Genomic DNA, 18,925 nt, shown 5'->3' on the forward strand with positions numbered 1-18,925 from the left:
TTATGAACTCGCAATTAGCTGAAATCACTCAGCGTATCATTGAACGAAGCAAAGACACGCGTAAAGCGTATCTGGACAAAATTGAAAACGCCCGTCGCGAAGGACCACACCGTGGTGTGTTATCGTGCGGAAACCTGGCACACGGTTTTGCCGCTTGCGGCACAGAAGATAAATCTGACCTGCGTTCAATGACAAAAGCCAACGTCGGTATTGTGTCGGCGTATAACGATATGTTGTCTGCGCATCAGCCCTATGAAACGTATCCGGCGCTGATTAAAGACGCCGTAAAAGAAGTTGGCAGTGTCGCGCAATTCGCCGGCGGAGTGCCGGCCATGTGTGACGGGGTAACGCAAGGTCAGAAAGGGATGGACCTGAGTCTGATGAGTCGCGATGTTATCGCTATGGCATCGGCTGTTGCCTTATCTCACAACATGTTTGATTCGGCAGTGATGCTGGGCATTTGCGACAAAATCGTCCCGGGGCTGCTAATGGGCGCGCTGAGCTTCGGTCACCTGCCAACGGTTTTCATCCCTGCCGGCCCCATGCCATCAGGGTTACCGAATAAAGAAAAAGCCCGTGTTCGTCAGGCTTATGCCGAGGGCAAAGTCGGTCGTGAAGAGCTGCTTGAAGCAGAATCGCAGTCTTACCATTCAGCCGGTACCTGCACCTTCTATGGTACCGCCAACTCTAATCAGCTGGTTGTTGAAATGATGGGGCTGCATCTGCCTGGCTCGTCGTTTGTTAACCCAGGTACGCCTCTGCGTGACGCGTTAACCAAGGCCGCAGCGGTACAGGCAACACGTCTGACAGACTTAGGCGAAAACTACACGCCTATTGGTCATATTGTTGATGCTAAAGCGCTGGTAAACGGGCTTGTGGGCTTGCTGGCAACCGGCGGTTCAACAAACCATACCATGCATCTTATTGCGGTCGCGCGCTCAGCGGGTTACATCATCAACTGGGATGATTTCTCTGAAATCTCCAATGCGGTGCCGCTGCTTACGCGTATTTATCCTAACGGTTCGGCTGACATCAATCACTTCACTGCCGCGGGCGGTATGGCACTGTTGATGAAGCAGCTGCTGGATGCCGGATTGCTGCATAATGATGTAACTACCATTTGTGGTAAAGGGCTGGACAACTACACCAAAGAGCCGTTCCTGAATGACGGCGTGCTGGAGTGGCGTGACGGACCGACGGAGTCGCTGGACAAAGAGGTGCTGGCGCCAGTTGACACGCCGTTTAAGCCAGATGGTGGCCTGAGTGTATTGCAGGGCAACCTGGGCCGTGCCGTAATCAAAACCTCGGCGTTGCGTACACCGCATTGCCACATAAAGGCTCCGGCTGTAGTTTTTGAAGATCAGTTTGAGCTTGATGAAGCGTTCAAATCTGGTGAGCTCGATAAAGATTGCATTGTTGTCGTTCGCTTCCAGGGACCTTCAGCGATCGGCATGCCAGAGCTGCACCGCCTGACACCACCACTGGGCGTGCTGCAGGATCGCGGTTTTAAAGTTGCTCTGGTAACTGATGGCCGTATGTCTGGCGCATCAGGCAAAGTACCAGCAGCCATTCATGTTACTCCTGAAGCCTTCAAGGGCGGGTTGCTGTGCAAAGTCGAAAACGGTGACATGATTGAGCTTGATACCAAGACAGGTGCACTGACGCTGCTGGTTGACGAAGACACGCTGAATGCGCGTGAACCACGTGCCGCGGATATCGGTCATCACCAGATCGGTATGGGCCGTGAAATGTTTGCCGGCATGCGTGCTGTGCTGACAGGTGCCGAAGAAGGTGCATGCTCGTTGTTTGTTGAGCAGGAGCAAAAGCTATGAGTGCCCAGTTCGTTGCTGATGTAGGCGGAACCAATATCCGTCTGGCACGCGTCACCAGCGACGGTGTGGGCGATATAAAGAAATACATGTGCAATGACTTTGCCAGCATTGATCTGGCAATTTTGCAGTATTTTAAAGATATGCCGGCGTACTCGTTCACTCAGGGATGCATTGCTATCGCGTGTCCGGTTTTGGGCGACCAGGTTGTAATGACGAACCACAGCTGGGCATTTTCCCAGCAGGCGCTTCGTCAGCAACTGAAACTGGATGACCTTTACGTCATCAACGATTTCACTGCTGTGGCGCACTCACTTCCGGTGCTAAGCGGTGAGCAGGTCGTTCAGATAGGTGAGGGTCATGGCAAAGCCAATGGCAATATTGCTGTGTTTGGTCCGGGCACCGGTCTGGGGGTTGAGCACATTACTATGACCAGTTCTGGATGGCAGACACTGGATGGTGAGGGCGGTCACACCGACTTCGCACCGGTAGATGAAACCGATATTGTCGTGTGGCGTTATCTCCAAAACCAGTTTGGGCGGGCCTCAGCAGAAGAGGTGATGTCTGGTCGCGGTCTGTTAAACATTTATCGTGCACTGGCTGCGCATAATGGGATTGCGGCCGAACTGACAGAGCCTGCCCAGGTCACAGAAAAAGCGGTAGACGGCAGCTGCGATATTTGCGCGGCCACGTTAACCCAGTTTTGCCGAATCATGGGAAGTTTCGCCGGAAATCTGGCATTGAATATGGCGACTACGGGTGGGGTATTCATTGGCGGTGGTATCGCTAATCGTTTCACTGCCTTCCTGCAACGTAGTGATTTCCGCGCCCGGTTCGAAGCGAAAGGACAAATGAAGCATTACGTCAAAGACATTCCCACTTATTTAATCGCTGAGCCGGATCACGGCCTTCTGGGTGCGTCAGCGTATTTACAACAACATATTGCGAGCTGAATTATGACAACAAATTGGAAAATATCTCCAGCCGAGATTTTTGCAGCGGGGCCCGTTGTGCCGGTACTGGTTATCAACGACGTCGAAAAAGCAGTTCCGCTGGCAAAAGCGCTTATGGCTGGCGGCATTAAAGTGTTGGAAGTCACGCTTCGCACTCCTGTGGCAATTGATGTTATTAGCACTATTGCGAAGGAAGTGCCTGATGCACTGATTGGTGCCGGTACGGTGACCAATGCGCAACAGTTAAAAGCGGTTACCGATGCCGGTGCTAAATTTGCCATCAGCCCGGGCATGACCGCAGATTTGCTGAAAGCCGGAATGGATGGCGATATTCCGTTAATTCCTGGTATTTCCTCGACTTCTGACCTGATGAAAGGAAAGGATGCGGGCTATACCCACATGAAGTTTTTCCCGGCAGAAGCGTCTGGTGGTGTGAAAGCCATTAAATCGATTTCAGGTCCATTCCCGGACGTGACATTCTGTCCAACCGGCGGCATTGGTCCGGGTAACTTTAAAGAGTATCTGGCCCTTCCCAATGTGAAATGTGTTGGCGGTTCGTGGATTGCACCGGATGATGCCATAAATGAAGGTGATTGGGACAGAATCACGCAGTTAGCTAAAGACGCTGTTGACGGAGCCTCTGCATAGTGTCAGTAACAAGCCCGGTATCTTAACGACGCTGTGGTTTGTATTATTTAAAAGCCCGGATAACGTCCAACGTTTCCGGGCTTTTTTGTCTGTGCTGACCGGCACATGAGGTTTGCGATATCCGACGCATCAATGCCGGTATCTAGTTGGGCAGGCCACTTACCGTCTGGGTCATCGTATGGCTCTTGCCTGGCTCAATGGTAACGCCTTTAGTACATGCCGTTTCCACACATAGCATGTGCGTATAACCAAATGCGTCCATATCAGACATGGTGGCAGCGCCCCGCCACGGGTTCCAAATCACGATTGAGTCATGACCCTGCGACTGTACTTCAGTGACAGGGCGATTTTCACTGTTCAGCGTGATGGCGTTTATGGGCTCTAAATGAATGCGATCTGTCTCGCCCGTAAATGTATAAGGGGAGGGCGTATCCAGCACGGCCCAGTGTTGCAGTTTATCTTTGTATTGCCCGGTAACTCCTTCCAGCGATGCTTTGTTGATATCTGGTACGGCAAAATAGCTGTGAAGTGCCTGATTATAAGTGAAAGGTACAACCCCGGTGTTCTCAGTCTTCAGTGATACGGAAAGCCGTTCGCCAAACACGACAGTGAGACTGACTTTACAGTCAAACTCAAAGCCGTCTCCTCTGGTGAAAGAAGGAGTGAGCACGATGCGTGTACCGTCTTCGATGTCTTCTGATGACTTAAGTTGCCATACCTGAGTGCGCAAAAAACCATGAGAGGGCAGCTCGCCTTTCTCTTTGCCATGGTCATCACTAAACCAGGGCCAGCAAACAGGGATGCCGCCACGAATGGGCCTTTCGCCATTTAAAAAGGCGTGAGGACTAAGCCAAAGCCGTTCTATATTGTCATGTTTTGGAGTAAAAGAGAGCACATGCCCTCCATACAGACTAATCCGCCCGGACGAAAACGGGTTATCAATATCCAGAAACGTTATTCCCTGTGATTCATTCACGGTAACGCTGCTCGCGATGGTCATAGCGACTCCCTGCAAAAACGGTTTCAATGACAAATACGGAGCAAATGACAGTTTCGCTCTGTGTTTCGGAGAATAAAATTCACCCGTGGAATTGCATTCTCATTGTGCACTGAAATAAAAAAAGGTGCGATAAAAAATCGCACCTTTTTAAGTATTTAGCACAGCAAATGCTGAAGCTTTTACGCTTACTCTGAGATATGCGCTACCAGGTCCAGGACCTTGTTAGAATAACCCCACTCATTATCGTACCAGGCTACCAGTTTTACGAAGGTATCGGTCAGTGCAATACCGGCAGTGGCATCAAAAATAGACGTGTTAGCATTGCCGATAAAGTCATTTGAAACCACGGCATCTTCGGTGTATGCCATAATGCCCTTCAGCTCGCCTTCAGAAGCGGCTTTCATCGCAGCACAGATATCATCGTAGGATGTTGGCTTTTCCAGATTTACTGTTAGGTCTACGACGGATACGTTAGGCGTCGGTACGCGGAATGCCATACCGGTCAACTTACCATTCAATGCCGGAATCACTTTACCTACCGCTTTTGCAGCACCGGTAGAAGACGGAATGATGTTCTGGCCTGCACCACGGCCACCACGCCAGTCTTTCATCGACGGACCGTCTACAGTCTTTTGCGTTGCCGTGGTCGCATGAACAGTTGTCATCAGACCATCTTTAATACCAAACTTGTCATTCAGTACTTTGGCAAGCGGTGCCAGACAGTTAGTAGTACAAGATGCGTTTGAAACGATCGTTTCGCCATTGTAGCTGTCATGGTTTACGCCCATAACAAACATTGGCGTATCGTCTTTCGACGGTGCTGACATCACCACTTTTTTGGCACCTGCTTCCAGGTGTTGCGCCGCCGTGTCTTTTGTCAGGAATAATCCGGTTGATTCAACAACAACATCGACATCTACTTCTGACCACTTGAGGTCGGCCGGATTTTTTTCTGATGTAATACGGATCTTCTTACCATTTACAATCAGCTGATCGTTATCTACTTTTACTTCACCGTCGAATAAACCGTGCGTAGAGTCGTACTTCAGTAAGTAGGCGATGTAATCTGTGTCCAGCAGGTCGTTGATTGCAACCACTTCAATATCGTTGCGTGTTTCTGCCGCACGCATTACCAGACGGCCGATGCGACCGAAGCCATTGATACCGATGCGTATTGTCATGACGTACCTCGATTGTTTTGTAAAAAATGAAAATAAATTACGTAAAGTATGGATCAAAATGGCATAATTGGCAAAAGAAAAAGCAAATAATGTTGCAAAATTACAAACATTTCCTAATGCAAACGTATTCAGTTTCGTTACGCGGCAACTTCAACAATAATGTTAAAAATTTGTACGTTGGCCATCAGACCCCGTTGGGTTCCATGAGCGACAACTTTAAAACAGGAATAACAACACTATGACGAAAAACGTTCTGCAGACATTGGTAGAGATGCGGGGCATTGAGAGCCAATACGTCGATGCCTGGGGCAAACCTGCTACCATCGCAGAGTCGAGCAAAGCGAAGTTGCTGAATACACTGGGTTACGACACCTCCAGTGAGGAGGCAATCCATCATCAGCTTTCCGAAGAAGCCAGAAAAATCTGGTTGTCCCCGTTAAACCCGGTCCAGGTTAACCGTGAAGCCGATAACATTCAGTTAACAGTTCGATTGCCAATTGACCTGGTTAATGATGAATACGTGTTTACTGTGACAACGGATTCGAGTGAGCAGTTCACTCACACGTTTACGCCGGTAGATGAGGAATTATTACAGGCAGCGCAATTAGACGATGTGGAGTTTCAGGAATATGTTGTCGCGTTTCCCCATGCATTGCCACTTGGCTACCATACGTTGCGGTTAGAAGCTGACGGTGACGAGCTCGCGTCGATGCGTCTGATTGTGGCGCCTGATGCGTGCTATACGCCAGACGTGATTAAGCAGGGTAAGAAAATCTGGGGGTTGAGCGTACAGCTTTACTGTGTCCGCAGTGAAGCGAACTGGGGAATTGGAGACTTTTCCGATCTTACGCAACTGATTAACCGCGCCTCGGAGGTGGGAGCTGACTTTATCGGTCTGAATCCGATTCATGCGTTGTATCCTGCTAACCCGGACGCATGTTCTCCGTACGGCCCGTCATCTCGCCGCTGGTTGAATTACCTGTATATCGACGTGACGAAAATTGATGGCTATCAGGACGCGTCGGTTCAGGAGATTGTGAGCAGCGAGGCTTTCAAAGCGCAGCTCGAACATGTGCGCAGCGTCGACTATGTTGATTACGATGGCGTTTCGGCACTCAAACTTCAGGCGCTCAAAGCCGTATTTGACGTGTATAACGCTCAATACCTGAGCAAAAACACGAAACAGAACCGCGCCTTTAAAGCCTTTGTTGAAGAAGGCGGTGAAAGTCTGGACATGCTGGCTGTGTACGATGCCTTGCAGGCGTCTCTCAAAGAGAAAGGGAAGGAATTTTGGGGATGGCCGGTATTTCCTGACAACCTGAAAAATTATCAGGATCCGGAAGTGGCCAAGTTCAAAAAAGCCAACAAAAAGCTGGTGAAGTTTTATTTGTTCCTGCAGTGGATGGCGGCCGAGCAAATGAAGCTGGCCAGCGACGCTGCTGAGAAGGCGGGAATGACCATTGGGGTTTACCGTGACCTTGCGGTGGGTGTCAGTGAAGGTAGTGCCGAAATCTGGGGTAACAAAGATTTGTATTGCACCGGTGCCAGTGTGGGCGCGCCACCCGACATTCTTGGGCCTCTGGGTCAGAATTGGGGCTTGCCACCGATGGATCCGAAAAAGCTGTATGAGCAGCAGTATCAGCCCATTATTGATTTATTCTCTGCCAACATGGCATCGTCAGGCGCGTTACGCATAGACCACGTGATGGCCTTGCTTCGGCTGTGGTGGGTAGTGAAAGGGGATCATGCCCGTGATGGTGGGTATGTTTATTATCCGGTGGACGACTTACTGGGCATACTGGCGCTGGAAAGCCATCGCCACCAGAGTCTGGTAATTGGTGAAGATTTGGGGACTGTTCCTGAAGAAATTCGTGCAAAACTGGCCGACAATGGTGTGCATTCCTATCGGGTATTCTTCTTTGAGCAGGCCGAGGACGGTGGTTTCTTTTCACCATCTCATTATCCTGAGCAATCGATGTCGACCCTGACAACCCACGATATGCCCACGCTGATTGGTTACTGGCATTGCCTTGACTTAGAATTAGGTAAGGAGCTTGGCCTGTATCCCACCGAGGAAATTCTGAGTACGTTGTACAAAGACCGCCATGAAAACAAGCAGGAAATTCTAAATACCTTGCATGGCCATCATTCTGTTGATGACAGCGTGGGTCACGATGTGAATTATACCGGTATGACGCAGGCGCTGAATTACGGCATGCAGGTGCATATGGCAGGGGGCTCCAGTGCCTTACTGAGTCTGCAGTTAGAAGACTGGTTGCAGATGGACAAGCCGGTGAATGTACCTGGCACGTTCAATGAGTATCCGAACTGGCGTCGAAAACTCAGTCAAAATCTTGAGGCGATTTTCACCAACCGTGATATTGTCGAATTAGCAGGATCACTGTCGCAGGCGAGGAAAAATGCCAGCACAAACTAATTTTTAGTGCTGACTGACCTACGCTATACACAGAAACATGAAGCCCGTGATACCACGGGCTTTTTATAGGAGTAATGCATGCAGATTGAGCAGCAACTTGCATGGGCGAAATGTCCCCATCCGTTCTCGATTCTTGGCCCTCACCAGCAGGGAAAAAATAAGGTGGTGACAGCCTGGCTGCCCGGCGCTACAGAGGTAAAAGCCGCAATCGTTGGAAGTCGCAAAAAGCCGGTATCACTGGATCGCCAGAATGACAGCGACTTATTCAGCGCAGCGGTGCCGCTGAAAGATGACGAGCGCTATATACTGCATGTTACACGAGGCAGTGAGACCTGTAAGATTCTGGATCCTTATCAGTTTTCTCAGGACGCATATCACGCTGTCCACTTTATCGATCACCAACCAGCAAACCTGTACCGTCAGGCAGGTGCGCAGCCAATCACCATTAACGATGGCAAAGGCGATGCACATGCTATCCGTTTTGCGGTGTATGCACCCAACGCCGGTGCTGTCTCTCTGATAGGCGACTTTAATGGCTGGGATGGACGTAGCCATCCTATGCAGAAAACCGAACTGGGATACTGGGTATTAGTGATTCCCGGCCTTCAGGAAGGTGAACGGTACAAGTACCAGATTAAAGACAGTGCGGGCAACGATCTTCCGCACAAAGCAGATCCGGTTGGTTTTCACGCTGAACAATACCCGTCTCATGCCTCCAGAATTTATTACCACGATAACTATCAGTGGAATGATCAGCAATGGATGGAAGCGCGCAAAAAAGACAAATATCGCTCTGCAATGTGTATCTATGAAGTGCATCTTGGCTCGTGGAAACGTCCGGGCGAAGAGAGTTCTGAGCGATACCTGAGCTATCGTGAACTGGCAGATGACTTGGTGAGCTATGCGAAGGATATGGGCTATACCCATCTTGAGCTGCTGCCGGTATCCGAATTCCCGTTTGATGGTTCCTGGGGGTATCAGCCGGTAGGCATGTTTGCGCCAACCAGTCGCTTTGGAACTCCTGACGACTTTAAATACTTTGTCGATTCAGCCCATCAGGCCGGTATAGGCGTGATCATCGACTGGGTGCCCGCGCACTTTCCAGAGGACGGGCACGGCCCGGCGAGGTTTGACGGCAGCCATGTCTACGAATACGAAGATCCGCGCCGTGGCTGGCATCCGGATTGGAACTCCTGTATTTACGACTTTGGCAAAGGTGCTGTTCGCCAGTTCCTGGTTGCCAACGCACTTTACTGGCTGGACAAATTTCACATTGACGGTCTGCGCGTCGATGCCGTGGCCTCTATGTTATACCTGGATTATTCGCGCAACGACGGGGAATGGATCCCGAATGTTGATGGTGGTAACGAAAACTATGAAGCGATCAGTTTATTACGCTGGATGAATGAAGAAGTGTATAAGCACTTCCCCCATGCGATGACCATTGCGGAGGAATCAACCTCATTTCCAAAAGTGTCTCGACCGGTTTTCGACGGCGGGCTGGGCTTCGGCTTCAAATGGAATATGGGCTGGATGCACGATTCTTTGCATTTTATCAGCAAAGATCCGGCATATCGTCGCTATCACCACGGTGATATTACGTTTTCCATGGTTTATGCATTCGATGAAAACTTCGTGCTGCCAATTTCTCATGATGAAGTGGTGCATGGCAAAGGCAGCCTGATTGGCAAAATGCCGGGTGACGAATGGCAGCAGGCGGCCAACATGCGCTGTTATGCGGCATTTATGTATGGGCACCCGGGTAAAAAGCTGAATTTTATGGGTAATGAACTGGCCCAGAGTCGGGAATGGAACCACGATATCGGCCTGGACTGGGGACTGCTTGAGTTTGACAAACACCGCGGCATTCAGCAACTGTACCGCACGCTTAATCATACCTACCGAAACCTGCCTGCATTGTATGAGCTGGACAATCAGCCGGAAGGCTTTGCCTGGATTGATCATGAAAATGCAGGGCAAAGCGTGCTGTCGTTCGTACGTTTTTCTGCCGACCGCAAGCAAAAGGTCTATGTCATCAGTAATTTCACGCCGGTGCCACGTTCTCATTTCAGACTGGGAGTGCAGGACGCAGGCGAATATACAGTTGCATTGAACACCGACAGTCAGGTATTTTGGGGCAGTGAATATCCCGTTAACAGCGTGATGCAGGCAGATGACCAGCCTTGGAATCATCAGCCGCATTCTATCGAAGTTTCTCTTCCTCCTCTGGCCACGCTGTTTATAACCTTTGAACAGGAGTAAGTGTGGACGCAAAAGTCGACACATCAACGTTTTCAGTGGTCTCCACGGGACATCCATACCCGTTAGGTGCTGCGGTCAGCGAGACAGGGTGTAACTTTGCGGTTTACAGCCCGGATGCCCGGGCTGTGCTGCTATGCCTTTATAACAACGATACTGAAGAGCCATTAAGCGAAGTGCTGCTGCCCGGCAAAAGCGGCGATATCTGGCACGGTTTTGTGTCGGACGTCAAACACGGGCAACTCTACGGGTACCGTGTTGACAGAGGAGACGGACAGCTTCATAGCGCGCCTGCCGATAAATTGCTTATTGATCCATACGCGAAAAAACTCAGTCGCCCCATGCACTGGAACGCAAGGCAATACGCAAATGACTCACATTTTATGGTGTCGAAAAGTGTTGTAGTTGATGCCACTCGCTACGCAGCACCTTCTGAAACCAGACCCACTATAGCGCCTCACAAGCGTGTTATTTATGAAACGCACGTAAAGGGGCTGACCAAGCTGCATCCTGAAGTACCTGAGCCTGAGCAGGGTAAGTACCTTGGTGCCTGTCATCCGCAAGTCCTTGAGCATCTGGTTTCACTCGGGGTTACTACAGTGCAGTTCATGCCTGTGGCCAGCTTCATGCCCGAGCCTTACATCACCGAGAAGGGACTGACGAATTACTGGGGGTATAATCCGGTCAACTTTTTTGCCCCGGAACCTCGCTATGGGATCCGCGATGCGCTTGCCGAAATCAAGCACATGGTAGATTGCTACCACAGGGCAGGGCTGGAGGTGATTGTTGACGTCGTCTTCAATCACACTGCGGAAGGCGGGAAGGGGGGGCCGATTCTGTCGTTCAAAGGGTTTAGCCCATATCAATCCTATCTGCTGGAGCAATCCGCTGACGGTGAGCTGGTATATTCTAATCATTCCGGATGCGGCAACACGGTACATACGGCGCATACCATGTTAACAGCGCTGGTGATGGATGCCCTGCGTCACTGGGTAGAAGTTATTGGTGTTGACGGCTTCCGTTTCGATCTTGCGGTCTGTCTGGGCCGGGATCCTCAGCAGTATCGTAAAAACGCCGGATTGTTGCGGGCTATTTCTCAGGATCCGGTATTAAAGGATGTTGTTCTGATTGCCGAACCCTGGGATATTGGTCCGGGTGGTTATCAGGTGGGCAACTTTCCGACTTCCTGGCTGGAGGTTAATGATCAGTACCGGGACACCATACGCGCGTTCTGGCGCGGTGATGAAGGCCTTACTGCCGACTTCGCTACGCGCCTGATGGGCTCACGCGACATCTTTCATAAAGGCCGTCGCCATATCAATACGTCGGTAAATCATGTGACCTATCATGACGGCTTTACCCTTCACGATCTGGTGAGCTATGCAGAGCGCCATAATCAGGCAAACGGAGAAGACAATCGCGATGGGCATGGCCATAACCTTTCCGCAAATTATGGCCATGAGGGGGAAACGCAGGACCAGAGGATCCTGTCGTTGCGAGAGCGTCAAAAACGCAACCTGTTTGCGACCTTACTGTTTTCCCAGGGCACGCCGCACATTTTAGGCGGCGATGAGCTTAGTAAAACGCAGCAGGGAAACAACAACGCGTATTGTCAGGACAATGCACTTAACTGGTATGAGTGGAACCTGAACAAGCGTAAACAGGATTTTCTTACTTTTTGCCAGCATGTGATTAGATTACGACAAAACAGCGAACTGCTCAGTCGTATGAACCTGGAAGATGATCTCTTTTACAACGGTTACAATGTCGCAGCGATAAACTGGTATAAACCCGACGGGACTGACAAGGCATCAGAAGACTGGCAGGCCGCGCATAACAAAGCATTTGGCGTTGAAATCCGGGGTTGTAATGACGGTGAACATGATCAGGAACACTGGTTTTTGTGTGTCAATGCCAGCGATAACGATGTCAGATTTAATTTGCCAGCGCTCTCTGTGCGCGGTGGATGGACCCTGCATCTGGATACCCGGTATTGTTCGGTGGATGAGCAACCGGCGATATGCATTCAGCGCGTATTTTTGCAGGCAGGGCGTAGTATGGCATTATTTAGCTACAATCAGCAGGCACGCTGACGGAAATTCAGTCATCAGACAAGGTAATTGATTTACCAGCGTCGTGATTTACAGCAAGTTTATCGAATTCTTCAAAAACCCGGCCGGGAAGTCTGTTCATATCTCCAGCGGATGGTATGATGCGCTCCCATCTGAAACGTGAGGATTATCCTATGCAAAATGATGGTGTAACAGCACAGGCGGACACGCTTTGTGACATTGGTTTTATTGGTCTGGGCGTGATGGGAAGCAACCTGACAATGAACCTGGCAGATCACGGCTATCGCGTTGCCTGTTTTGATCTGGACCAACACAAAGTGGATGCTATTCTGCAAAAAGATGCAGATGAACGTCACAGTGATGCCGCCCCCCGTGTTGAAGGGTGTAGTTCCTACACTGAATTACTCAGCAAGCTAAAAGCACCGCATTTAATTATCCTTTCGGTTCCTGCCGGCGACCCGGTAGACCACGTTTGTAATCACCTGATTGATGCTGGCATTCATGCTGACGATATCGTTGTCGATACCGGTAACAGCCTGTGGACAGACTCTGTGACCCGGGAAGAGCATTACAAAGGTAAATTTATCTTCTTCTCTACTGCGGTATCCGGTGGTGAAGTCGGCGCGCGCTTCGGCCCGTCGCTTATGCCATCCGGCAATCCCTATGCATGGACACGTCTTGAGCCCGTGCTTACTGCCATTGCTGCAAAAGTGGATCCTGAAACCGGCAAGCCAATTGAATCCTTTACTCCCGGAAAGCCGGTTACGGAAGGTGAGCCCTGCGCCACCTACATTGGTCCGGTAGGGGCAGGCCATTATGTCAAAATGGTGCATAACGGTATTGAATACGCTGATATGCAGCTTATTTGCGAAACCTACCATATGATGCGTGAGGCATTACATATGTCTGCCGCTGAGATTGCTGCGGTATTCCGCCAATGGAATGACGGTAAGCTTAACAGCTACCTGATGGAAATCAGCGCGGAAGTCCTTGAGCAAATGGATCCGGAAACCAATGTACCGCTGGTGGACGTGATTTTAGATAAAGCAGGGCAGAAGGGCACCGGTTTGTGGACAGCTGTCAGTGCGCTTCAGGTTGGCAGCCCGGCCCAAACGATCACCTCAGCAGTATTTGCCCGAAGTCTGTCATCATTGAAGGATGAACGGGTTGCCGCCAGCGAGACGCTGGCAGGTCCGGACGCCTTGTCGCTTACCGATGAAGAAAAGCTGGCGGTGGTGAATAAGCTGGAGCAGGCGCTGTATTGCTCGAAAATCTGCGCCTATGCGCAGGGCTTCCAGTTGATGGCGATTGCTGCCAAAGAGCATGGCTGGTCGCTGGACTTTGGTGAAATTGCCAAAATCTGGCGGGCGGGGTGTATTATTCGCGCCGTGTTCCTGCAGTCTATCGCGAAAGCGTATGAGAATAACGAAGAGCTGTCTAATTTGTTAATGGATCCGTTTTTCTCGGATCAGATTGCTCATTTCCAGTCCGACTGGCGCGAATCCATTGCCAAAGCAACACTCGCAGGCGTTCCGTGTCCGGCGATGATGTCTGCGTTGAGTTATTATGACAGCTACCGCACTGCAGTTTTGCCTGCCAACCTGTTGCAAGGCCAGCGCGATTACTTTGGTGCACACACCTATCAGCGCGTGGATAAGCCTGCAGGTAAAAAGTATCATCTGAACTGGAGTGATCCTGCAAGACCTCAGGTGGCTATCAAGAAATAATTTTCAGTAGCTGAGGAAGCCGGAATATGAGTGAAAAGTGGCGTGAAACCTTATCAGATGAAGAATACCGTGTGACTCGTGAAGCTGCTACGGAAAGACCTTTCACCGGCGTTTTGCTCGATGAGAGTCGCAGTGGTACTTACGTGTGTAAATGTTGTGGTGCTCCACTTTTCCCCTCGGATACAAAGTTTGATGCTGGCTGCGGGTGGCCTTCGTTCTTTAAGCAACTTGACGATGAGAATGTGGGTTACAGAGAGGATCTTACTCACGGAATGCGCCGCGTGGAAATCTTCTGTAAGTCCTGCGATGCCCACTTAGGTCATGTGTTTCCGGACGGCCCTGAGCCGACAGGACAACGCTACTGTGTGAACTCGCTGTCGATGACGTTCAAGTCAGATGACAAGGACGTAGTACCGGGATAGCTACCCACATCATCAACATTCTCTGTGTTCAGCCCGCCGCGTTTTGGCATTATCTTCAGATGGTAAACCGCGGCGCTTCCGTTACCGGGTTTTTCATATTCGTCGATGCGTAATCAACGCTGATACAGCGATGTGCCTGATATCGTTGCATAATCCGGCAAAAAACACGCTGGTTGTCAGTACGTCATCCCCAACATCATTCTCGCCTTTTCTCACCACTGAAAAAATCGTTAAGTTAAACTGCGAAAGTGCACATAACGACTTGCATTTCCGTACACCTGAAGTATGTTTATTTTGTAGTTATTTTGTAGTTATTTTGTAGTTATTTTGTAGTTATTTTGTAGTTATTTTGTAGTTATTTTGTAGTTATTTTATACAGATAGATGTCATGACTAACGTTTCCCGGTTTTATACTGTTCCCGCCAATGATGTGATGCTGACACATGCCTCGGGTCACTGGACTACTCGAGAAGTTGGTGAGTTTGTCAGTGCCTATCGCAGAAATATTGAGAGGCTGCGCTCGATAACATGGGCTGATCTGATTGTGCTTCACCAAGATCTCGAAATAGCAGAAGGTGTGACGCAATTATTAAAACCTGAAATTGTCCGAGCCAGACAGGGTGGTTTACGTGCCGTCGCCTTGGTTAATTTATCGGAAAACCCACTTATTAACGTGCAGTCATACCTGGTTAGGATTTATCTCGAGCTTGGTGTTAATGCGAGCCTGTTTAATGCACTGGAACCAGCATGTAAATGGCTGGAAACTTATGGCTTTGTTTATAAGCCAGAGTCGCAGCCTGACAATCTGATTCCGCCCCGGCAAACTGAACTAATGGATAAAAAACAACCAGCATTATAAAGCCAGAGAACTATTCCGGCTAAAAATACTGGTTATCACAAAAAACTTTAGCTGTTTTTTCTGAAAGTTGCTTTCACAATACTCGTATCAAAGTCGATAAAGCCCCAGCGCCTGCGCATCAAACTTACCGCTGTCCAGCGCGGATGTGATGTCTTCGGTTACATCATCTAATACGTCTGCGGGGAGCCCGAATTTCTGTGCCAGTGCAGCTTGCTGAGAAGAATTCACCTTATCATTGTAGTTAGCCAGCACTCCTGCCCACACGTAAGCCATCCGGTAGTTTTCTTTTTCCATTCCGATGGTGACCAATGTTGCATAAATCTCTTCATCAACCTCATCACTGCCGGGATAAAGCGACAATGCTTTGTACAGCGTATTGATTGTCGCATTGAGATCGTCCTTCACTTGTATGGACGCCAGATTAACCAGTAATTCAGGATCATTAACCTGACCGGTGCGGCTGTAGTGCATGAAGCGCTGCAGGGCATCTTCGTGGCCATAGCGGGACCACTGATAGTAGGAGAGGTAAGGATCAGCAGACTGTCGCGTTTCTCTGGATAACCGGTCGATTTCCTTTCTTGCCGTTAATACGCCTTTCAGTCGCGTCGCTTCTTTATCCCGTATCTTTTTGTGCTCGATATGTGCGGCTTTTTCAATACACGTGAGGTAGTCTTCGAACTTCAGCAGCAAGTCGTATTTATGTCCGTCTGTCGCCTCGTTCTGGTGGTAATAGCGATGACGAATAATCTCTGCTTTCTCGTAGCGGCACTGATGATCCTGGTTAAGGTCGGTACAGAACTCTCCCTGTTCCTGACAAATTTCGGAGATGGTAGGTTCGAACATGTCAGAACAAGCAGATAGGCCCAGAACAGATACGAATAAAATGATGCAGGCTGGTATTGTGGAAAAATTACTAAACAAAGCGCCAAAATTACCACTTCCATTGGCTTTTTTGAAAATTTTCAACAATTTGGTGTTCCCTTAACGTTTAATTAAAATAGCGTTCGTCGCCGTCAGACGAATAACTTCACCTCAGTGTACCCTATAATATCCCGTCTTGACGTGCTTAGTCCCACAATTTTATCTGATGAAGGCAAGAGCATGAATCAACAGTTTGAACAGGAACTACAAAGCAGTTGGCAGGAGCGTCAGGAATACGCGGAAATGATGTTGCCGCTGATTGGAAAGCTTTATCGAAATCACGCCGTTGAAATTTCAGTCTATGGCCGCCCACTTCTGAATGCCAGTGCCATTGACGTCATCAAGGCACATCGTAAAGTCCGTCTGCACGAAGGTATCAAGCTGCGTCTGCGCGAAAGCTATCCGATTCTGCACGCGCTGAGCTCAATGAAGCTTGCCCCTTCACAGATTGATATTGGAAAACTGGCGTTTGACTTCAACTACGGTGCTGCTGTTGATCAGGAAGACTTGCATACGTTCCTGCACGAAAAGCTGTCCGACGTGGTAGATAAGGATGACGATCAGGAACCTCAGGATGTCGTGCTTTATGGTTTTGGCCGGATTGGCCGTTTACTGGCGCGTTTATTGATTGAACGCCAGGGTAAAAATAACAAGCTTCGTTTGCGCGCTATTGTGGTTCGTGGTGGCCGCGATGGTGATTTGGAAAAGCGTGCCAGCCTGCTGCGACGCGATTCAGTACATGGCCCGTTCAATGGCAGTATCACCGTGGACCATGAGCGCAATGCACTCAAAGCAAACGGCTCCTATATTCAGGTGATTTACGCAAACAGCCCGGATGAAGTGGATTACACGCAGTATGGAATTAACAATGCCATCATTGTGGATAATACCGGTATCTGGCGCGATCGCGATGGCCTGGGATTACATCTGAAAGCCAAAGGGACAGCGAAAGCGATCTTAACGGCTCCTGGTAAAGGCGACATAAAGAACATTGTTCACGGTGTAAACAATAACGATATTTTGCCGGAAGACACCATTCTGTCTGCTGCCAGCTGTACCACGAATGCCATCACGCCGGTTTTAAAAGCCTTAGATGAAGAGTACGGCATCGAAAATGGCCATGTGGAAACGGTACACTCTTACACTAATGACCAGAACCTGATTGATAACTATCACAAGGCAGAGCGACGCGGGCGTAGTGCACCACTGAATATGGTTATCACCGAAACCGGAGCAGCGAAAGCTGTGGCCAAGGCGTACCCGCAACTTGCCGGCAAGTTAACGGGTAACGCTATCCGCGTACCCACACCGAACGTCTCTCTGGCAATTCTGAACCTGAATCTGAAAAAAGAGACTGACAAAGTCGCAGTGAATGAGTTTCTGCGCGATACGGCGTTGTTCTCAAATCTGCAGCATCAGATAGACTACACGGCAAGCAAAGAAATAGTATCTACCGACCTGGTTGGATCAAGAGCCGCGTCAGTGGTCGATTCTCAGGCCACAATCGTGTCAGAGAACCGCCTGACGCTTTACGTGTGGTATGACAATGAGTTCGGGTACAGTTGTCAGGTTATGCGTTGTATTCGCGATATGGCCGGACTGAGCTTCCCCACACTGCCTGTATAATGGTCGCGTAAAGAGAATAACAAACCGGCGAGGTAGACCCTTTGCCGGTTTTTTTATATCTTGTGAGAGCTGAAGCCGGATTGGCAAGTACGACATGCAGCAGTCGGTAGTTGCCAGTTATCGTTTTTAGTGTGTTGTCAGCGCCGGAGAAAGTAACATGGCCGGGTATTGTATAAGAGTAACCCCGGTATCAGGACCAACTCGGTTCGATTGCGTTTAGCCATGTGGAGTGACGCATTGTTGCTGGCAGGTGCGGTACAATCGCGGGGGCGCAGGATAGCGCAGCTACAGCGAATCAGAATAAATAACAATAAAGAGCCAGGGTATCTGTGAAAGAGCCAAACTTTGTTGCCAGAAAGACACCTCGCTGGGCGCGATGGGTCAGAGACGGCAGTATTCTTATACTTATCTTTATCGCCGTGTCAGCATGGCAGAATCGTAATTTGCTTAGCGAGGGGGACTCGGTTGCCCAGGGCAGCTCACGACTTGTGGATCTCAGTGGTGAAATGCACATCATGCAGCCAGATGGACAGAAGCCTACCGTTGTTTATTTTTTTGCACCCTGGTGCCACATTTGTAAAGCGAGTATTGGCAATCTTGATTACGTAGACAGCGCCCGCTTTCACGTACTTCGCATTGCCCTTGATTATGAATCTGCGGAGCAGGTGCAGGCGTTTGTGGATGATGTTGGTATTGAGGCGCCGGTGTATCTGGGCAGCAGCGAACTTCAGGAAAAATACCGAATTACCGGGTTCCCAACATATTATCTGCTAAACAAAGATTACCACGTCGTAGATCGGACAATGGGCTATAGCTCTGCAGCCGGGCTGAAGGTCCGAACCTGGCTGGCAGACTAATATCCTGAACCAACAGGCCAGCATTATCTGAAAGTCAATTCCATCAAGACGATGACCGAACGGCGTCGTTAGAATTGTAAAGATATCGCAGTATAAAGCGTCATCAACTGCCGGGGATTCAATAGTATTTCCCG

15 protein-coding genes are annotated in these 18,925 nt (G+C 49.6%); 12 read left to right on the top strand and 3 right to left on the bottom strand.

The annotated features are described in order from the left end of the window. The first annotated feature begins 2 nt into the window (after positions 1-2). The 3 genes from edd to JKP77_RS07625 are packed head-to-tail and all read left to right on the top strand — an operon-like array spanning position 3 to position 3,430. Positions 3-1,832: a phosphogluconate dehydratase gene (gene edd / locus JKP77_RS07615; RefSeq protein WP_218310590.1), complete on the top strand. Its 1,830-nt coding sequence runs from the start codon at positions 3-5 to the stop codon at positions 1,830-1,832. Next, on the top strand, positions 1,829-2,782 hold the full coding sequence (locus tag JKP77_RS07620; protein WP_218310591.1) for a glucokinase: 954 nt from the start codon (positions 1,829-1,831) through the stop codon (positions 2,780-2,782). The genes edd and JKP77_RS07620 overlap by 4 nt, the downstream gene beginning before the upstream one ends. Before the next feature lie 3 nt (positions 2,783-2,785). Next, positions 2,786-3,430, top strand: coding sequence for a bifunctional 4-hydroxy-2-oxoglutarate aldolase/2-dehydro-3-deoxy-phosphogluconate aldolase (locus JKP77_RS07625; RefSeq protein ID WP_218310592.1), 645 nt, complete (start codon positions 2,786-2,788; stop codon positions 3,428-3,430). Positions 3,431-3,572: 142 nt separating this feature from the next. Here the strand turns inward: JKP77_RS07625 and JKP77_RS07630 are convergent, their stop codons facing one another. Both JKP77_RS07630 and gap read right to left on the bottom strand, forming a co-directional pair. Further along, complete coding sequence (locus tag JKP77_RS07630; RefSeq protein WP_218310593.1) at positions 3,573-4,430, bottom strand: D-hexose-6-phosphate mutarotase; 858 nt, start codon at positions 4,428-4,430, stop codon at positions 3,573-3,575. Positions 4,431-4,615: 185 nt separating this feature from the next. Further along, positions 4,616-5,611, bottom strand: a complete 996-nt coding sequence (gene gap / locus JKP77_RS07635; RefSeq protein ID WP_218310594.1) for a type I glyceraldehyde-3-phosphate dehydrogenase — start codon at positions 5,609-5,611, stop codon at positions 4,616-4,618. Positions 5,612-5,849: 238 nt separating this feature from the next. Between gap and malQ the strand changes: the two genes are divergently transcribed. The 6 genes from malQ (at position 5,850) to JKP77_RS07665 (ending at position 15,387) form a co-directional block, all read left to right on the top strand. Beyond that, a complete protein-coding gene (malQ, locus tag JKP77_RS07640; RefSeq protein WP_218310595.1) occupies positions 5,850-8,048 on the top strand; it encodes a 4-alpha-glucanotransferase in 2,199 nt (732 codons plus the stop codon). 78 nt (positions 8,049-8,126) lie between these two features. Continuing rightward, entirely contained in the window at positions 8,127-10,310 is a 2,184-nt protein-coding gene (gene glgB, locus JKP77_RS07645) for a 1,4-alpha-glucan branching protein GlgB (RefSeq protein ID WP_218310596.1), read from the top strand. 2 nt (positions 10,311-10,312) lie between these two features. After that, complete coding sequence (gene glgX, locus JKP77_RS07650; RefSeq protein WP_218310597.1) at positions 10,313-12,400, top strand: glycogen debranching protein GlgX; 2,088 nt, start codon at positions 10,313-10,315, stop codon at positions 12,398-12,400. Positions 12,401-12,552: 152 nt separating this feature from the next. Then, a complete protein-coding gene (gene gndA, locus JKP77_RS07655) occupies positions 12,553-14,106 on the top strand; it encodes an NADP-dependent phosphogluconate dehydrogenase (protein ID WP_218310598.1) in 1,554 nt (517 codons plus the stop codon). Positions 14,107-14,132: 26 nt separating this feature from the next. Further along, positions 14,133-14,528, top strand: a complete 396-nt coding sequence (gene msrB, locus JKP77_RS07660) for a peptide-methionine (R)-S-oxide reductase MsrB (protein WP_218310599.1) — start codon at positions 14,133-14,135, stop codon at positions 14,526-14,528. Between the two features lie 388 nt (positions 14,529-14,916). After that, complete coding sequence (locus JKP77_RS07665; RefSeq protein ID WP_218310600.1) at positions 14,917-15,387, top strand: hypothetical protein; 471 nt, start codon at positions 14,917-14,919, stop codon at positions 15,385-15,387. A gap of 87 nt (positions 15,388-15,474) precedes the next feature. Here JKP77_RS07665 and JKP77_RS07670 read toward each other — a convergent pair whose 3' ends face one another. Continuing rightward, positions 15,475-16,230, bottom strand: a complete 756-nt coding sequence (locus tag JKP77_RS07670; protein ID WP_218310601.1) for a DUF2989 domain-containing protein — start codon at positions 16,228-16,230, stop codon at positions 15,475-15,477. Between JKP77_RS07670 and JKP77_RS07675 the strand changes: the two genes are divergently transcribed. The 3 genes from JKP77_RS07675 to JKP77_RS22665 all read left to right on the top strand — a co-directional run bounded on the left by JKP77_RS07675 (position 16,229) and on the right by JKP77_RS22665 (position 18,791). Next, entirely contained in the window at positions 16,229-16,372 is a 144-nt protein-coding gene (locus JKP77_RS07675) for a hypothetical protein (RefSeq protein WP_218310602.1), read from the top strand. The two genes, JKP77_RS07670 and JKP77_RS07675, sit on opposite strands and share 2 nt — an antisense overlap. 116 nt (positions 16,373-16,488) lie before the next feature. Further along, the gene (locus JKP77_RS07680; RefSeq protein WP_218310603.1) at positions 16,489-17,934 is read left to right on the top strand and encodes a glyceraldehyde-3-phosphate dehydrogenase; all 1,446 of its coding nucleotides are present in this window, start codon (positions 16,489-16,491) and stop codon (positions 17,932-17,934) included. 329 nt (positions 17,935-18,263) lie between these two features. Then, the gene (locus tag JKP77_RS22665; RefSeq protein WP_218310604.1) at positions 18,264-18,791 is read left to right on the top strand and encodes a TlpA family protein disulfide reductase; all 528 of its coding nucleotides are present in this window, start codon (positions 18,264-18,266) and stop codon (positions 18,789-18,791) included. Positions 18,792-18,925: the final 134 nt, after the last annotated feature.

It is taken from the genome of Alteromonas antoniana (genome assembly GCF_019249295.1).
Taxonomy (GTDB): Bacteria; Pseudomonadota; Gammaproteobacteria; order Enterobacterales; family Alteromonadaceae; genus Alteromonas; species Alteromonas antoniana.

Bases quoted from the DNA above. Each gene is read 5' to 3' on its own strand.
- JKP77_RS07675 (WP_218310602.1), top strand. From the start codon at position 16,229: ATGTCAGAACAAGCAGATAGGCCCAGAACAGATACGAATAAAATGATG.
- JKP77_RS07680 (WP_218310603.1), top strand. From the start codon at position 16,489: ATGAATCAACAGTTTGAACAGGAACTACAAAGCAGTTGGCAGGAGCGT.
- JKP77_RS07620 (WP_218310591.1), top strand. From the start codon at position 1,829: ATGAGTGCCCAGTTCGTTGCTGATGTAGGCGGAACCAATATCCGTCTG.
- gap (WP_218310594.1), bottom strand. From the start codon at position 5,611: ATGACAATACGCATCGGTATCAATGGCTTCGGTCGCATCGGCCGTCTG.
- edd (WP_218310590.1), top strand. From the start codon at position 3: ATGAACTCGCAATTAGCTGAAATCACTCAGCGTATCATTGAACGAAGC.
- JKP77_RS07625 (WP_218310592.1), top strand. From the start codon at position 2,786: ATGACAACAAATTGGAAAATATCTCCAGCCGAGATTTTTGCAGCGGGG.
- msrB (WP_218310599.1), top strand. From the start codon at position 14,133: ATGAGTGAAAAGTGGCGTGAAACCTTATCAGATGAAGAATACCGTGTG.
- JKP77_RS07665 (WP_218310600.1), top strand. From the start codon at position 14,917: ATGACTAACGTTTCCCGGTTTTATACTGTTCCCGCCAATGATGTGATG.
- glgB (WP_218310596.1), top strand. From the start codon at position 8,127: ATGCAGATTGAGCAGCAACTTGCATGGGCGAAATGTCCCCATCCGTTC.
- JKP77_RS07670 (WP_218310601.1), bottom strand. From the start codon at position 16,230: ATGTTCGAACCTACCATCTCCGAAATTTGTCAGGAACAGGGAGAGTTC.
- JKP77_RS07630 (WP_218310593.1), bottom strand. From the start codon at position 4,430: ATGACCATCGCGAGCAGCGTTACCGTGAATGAATCACAGGGAATAACG.
- malQ (WP_218310595.1), top strand. From the start codon at position 5,850: ATGACGAAAAACGTTCTGCAGACATTGGTAGAGATGCGGGGCATTGAG.
- gndA (WP_218310598.1), top strand. From the start codon at position 12,553: ATGCAAAATGATGGTGTAACAGCACAGGCGGACACGCTTTGTGACATT.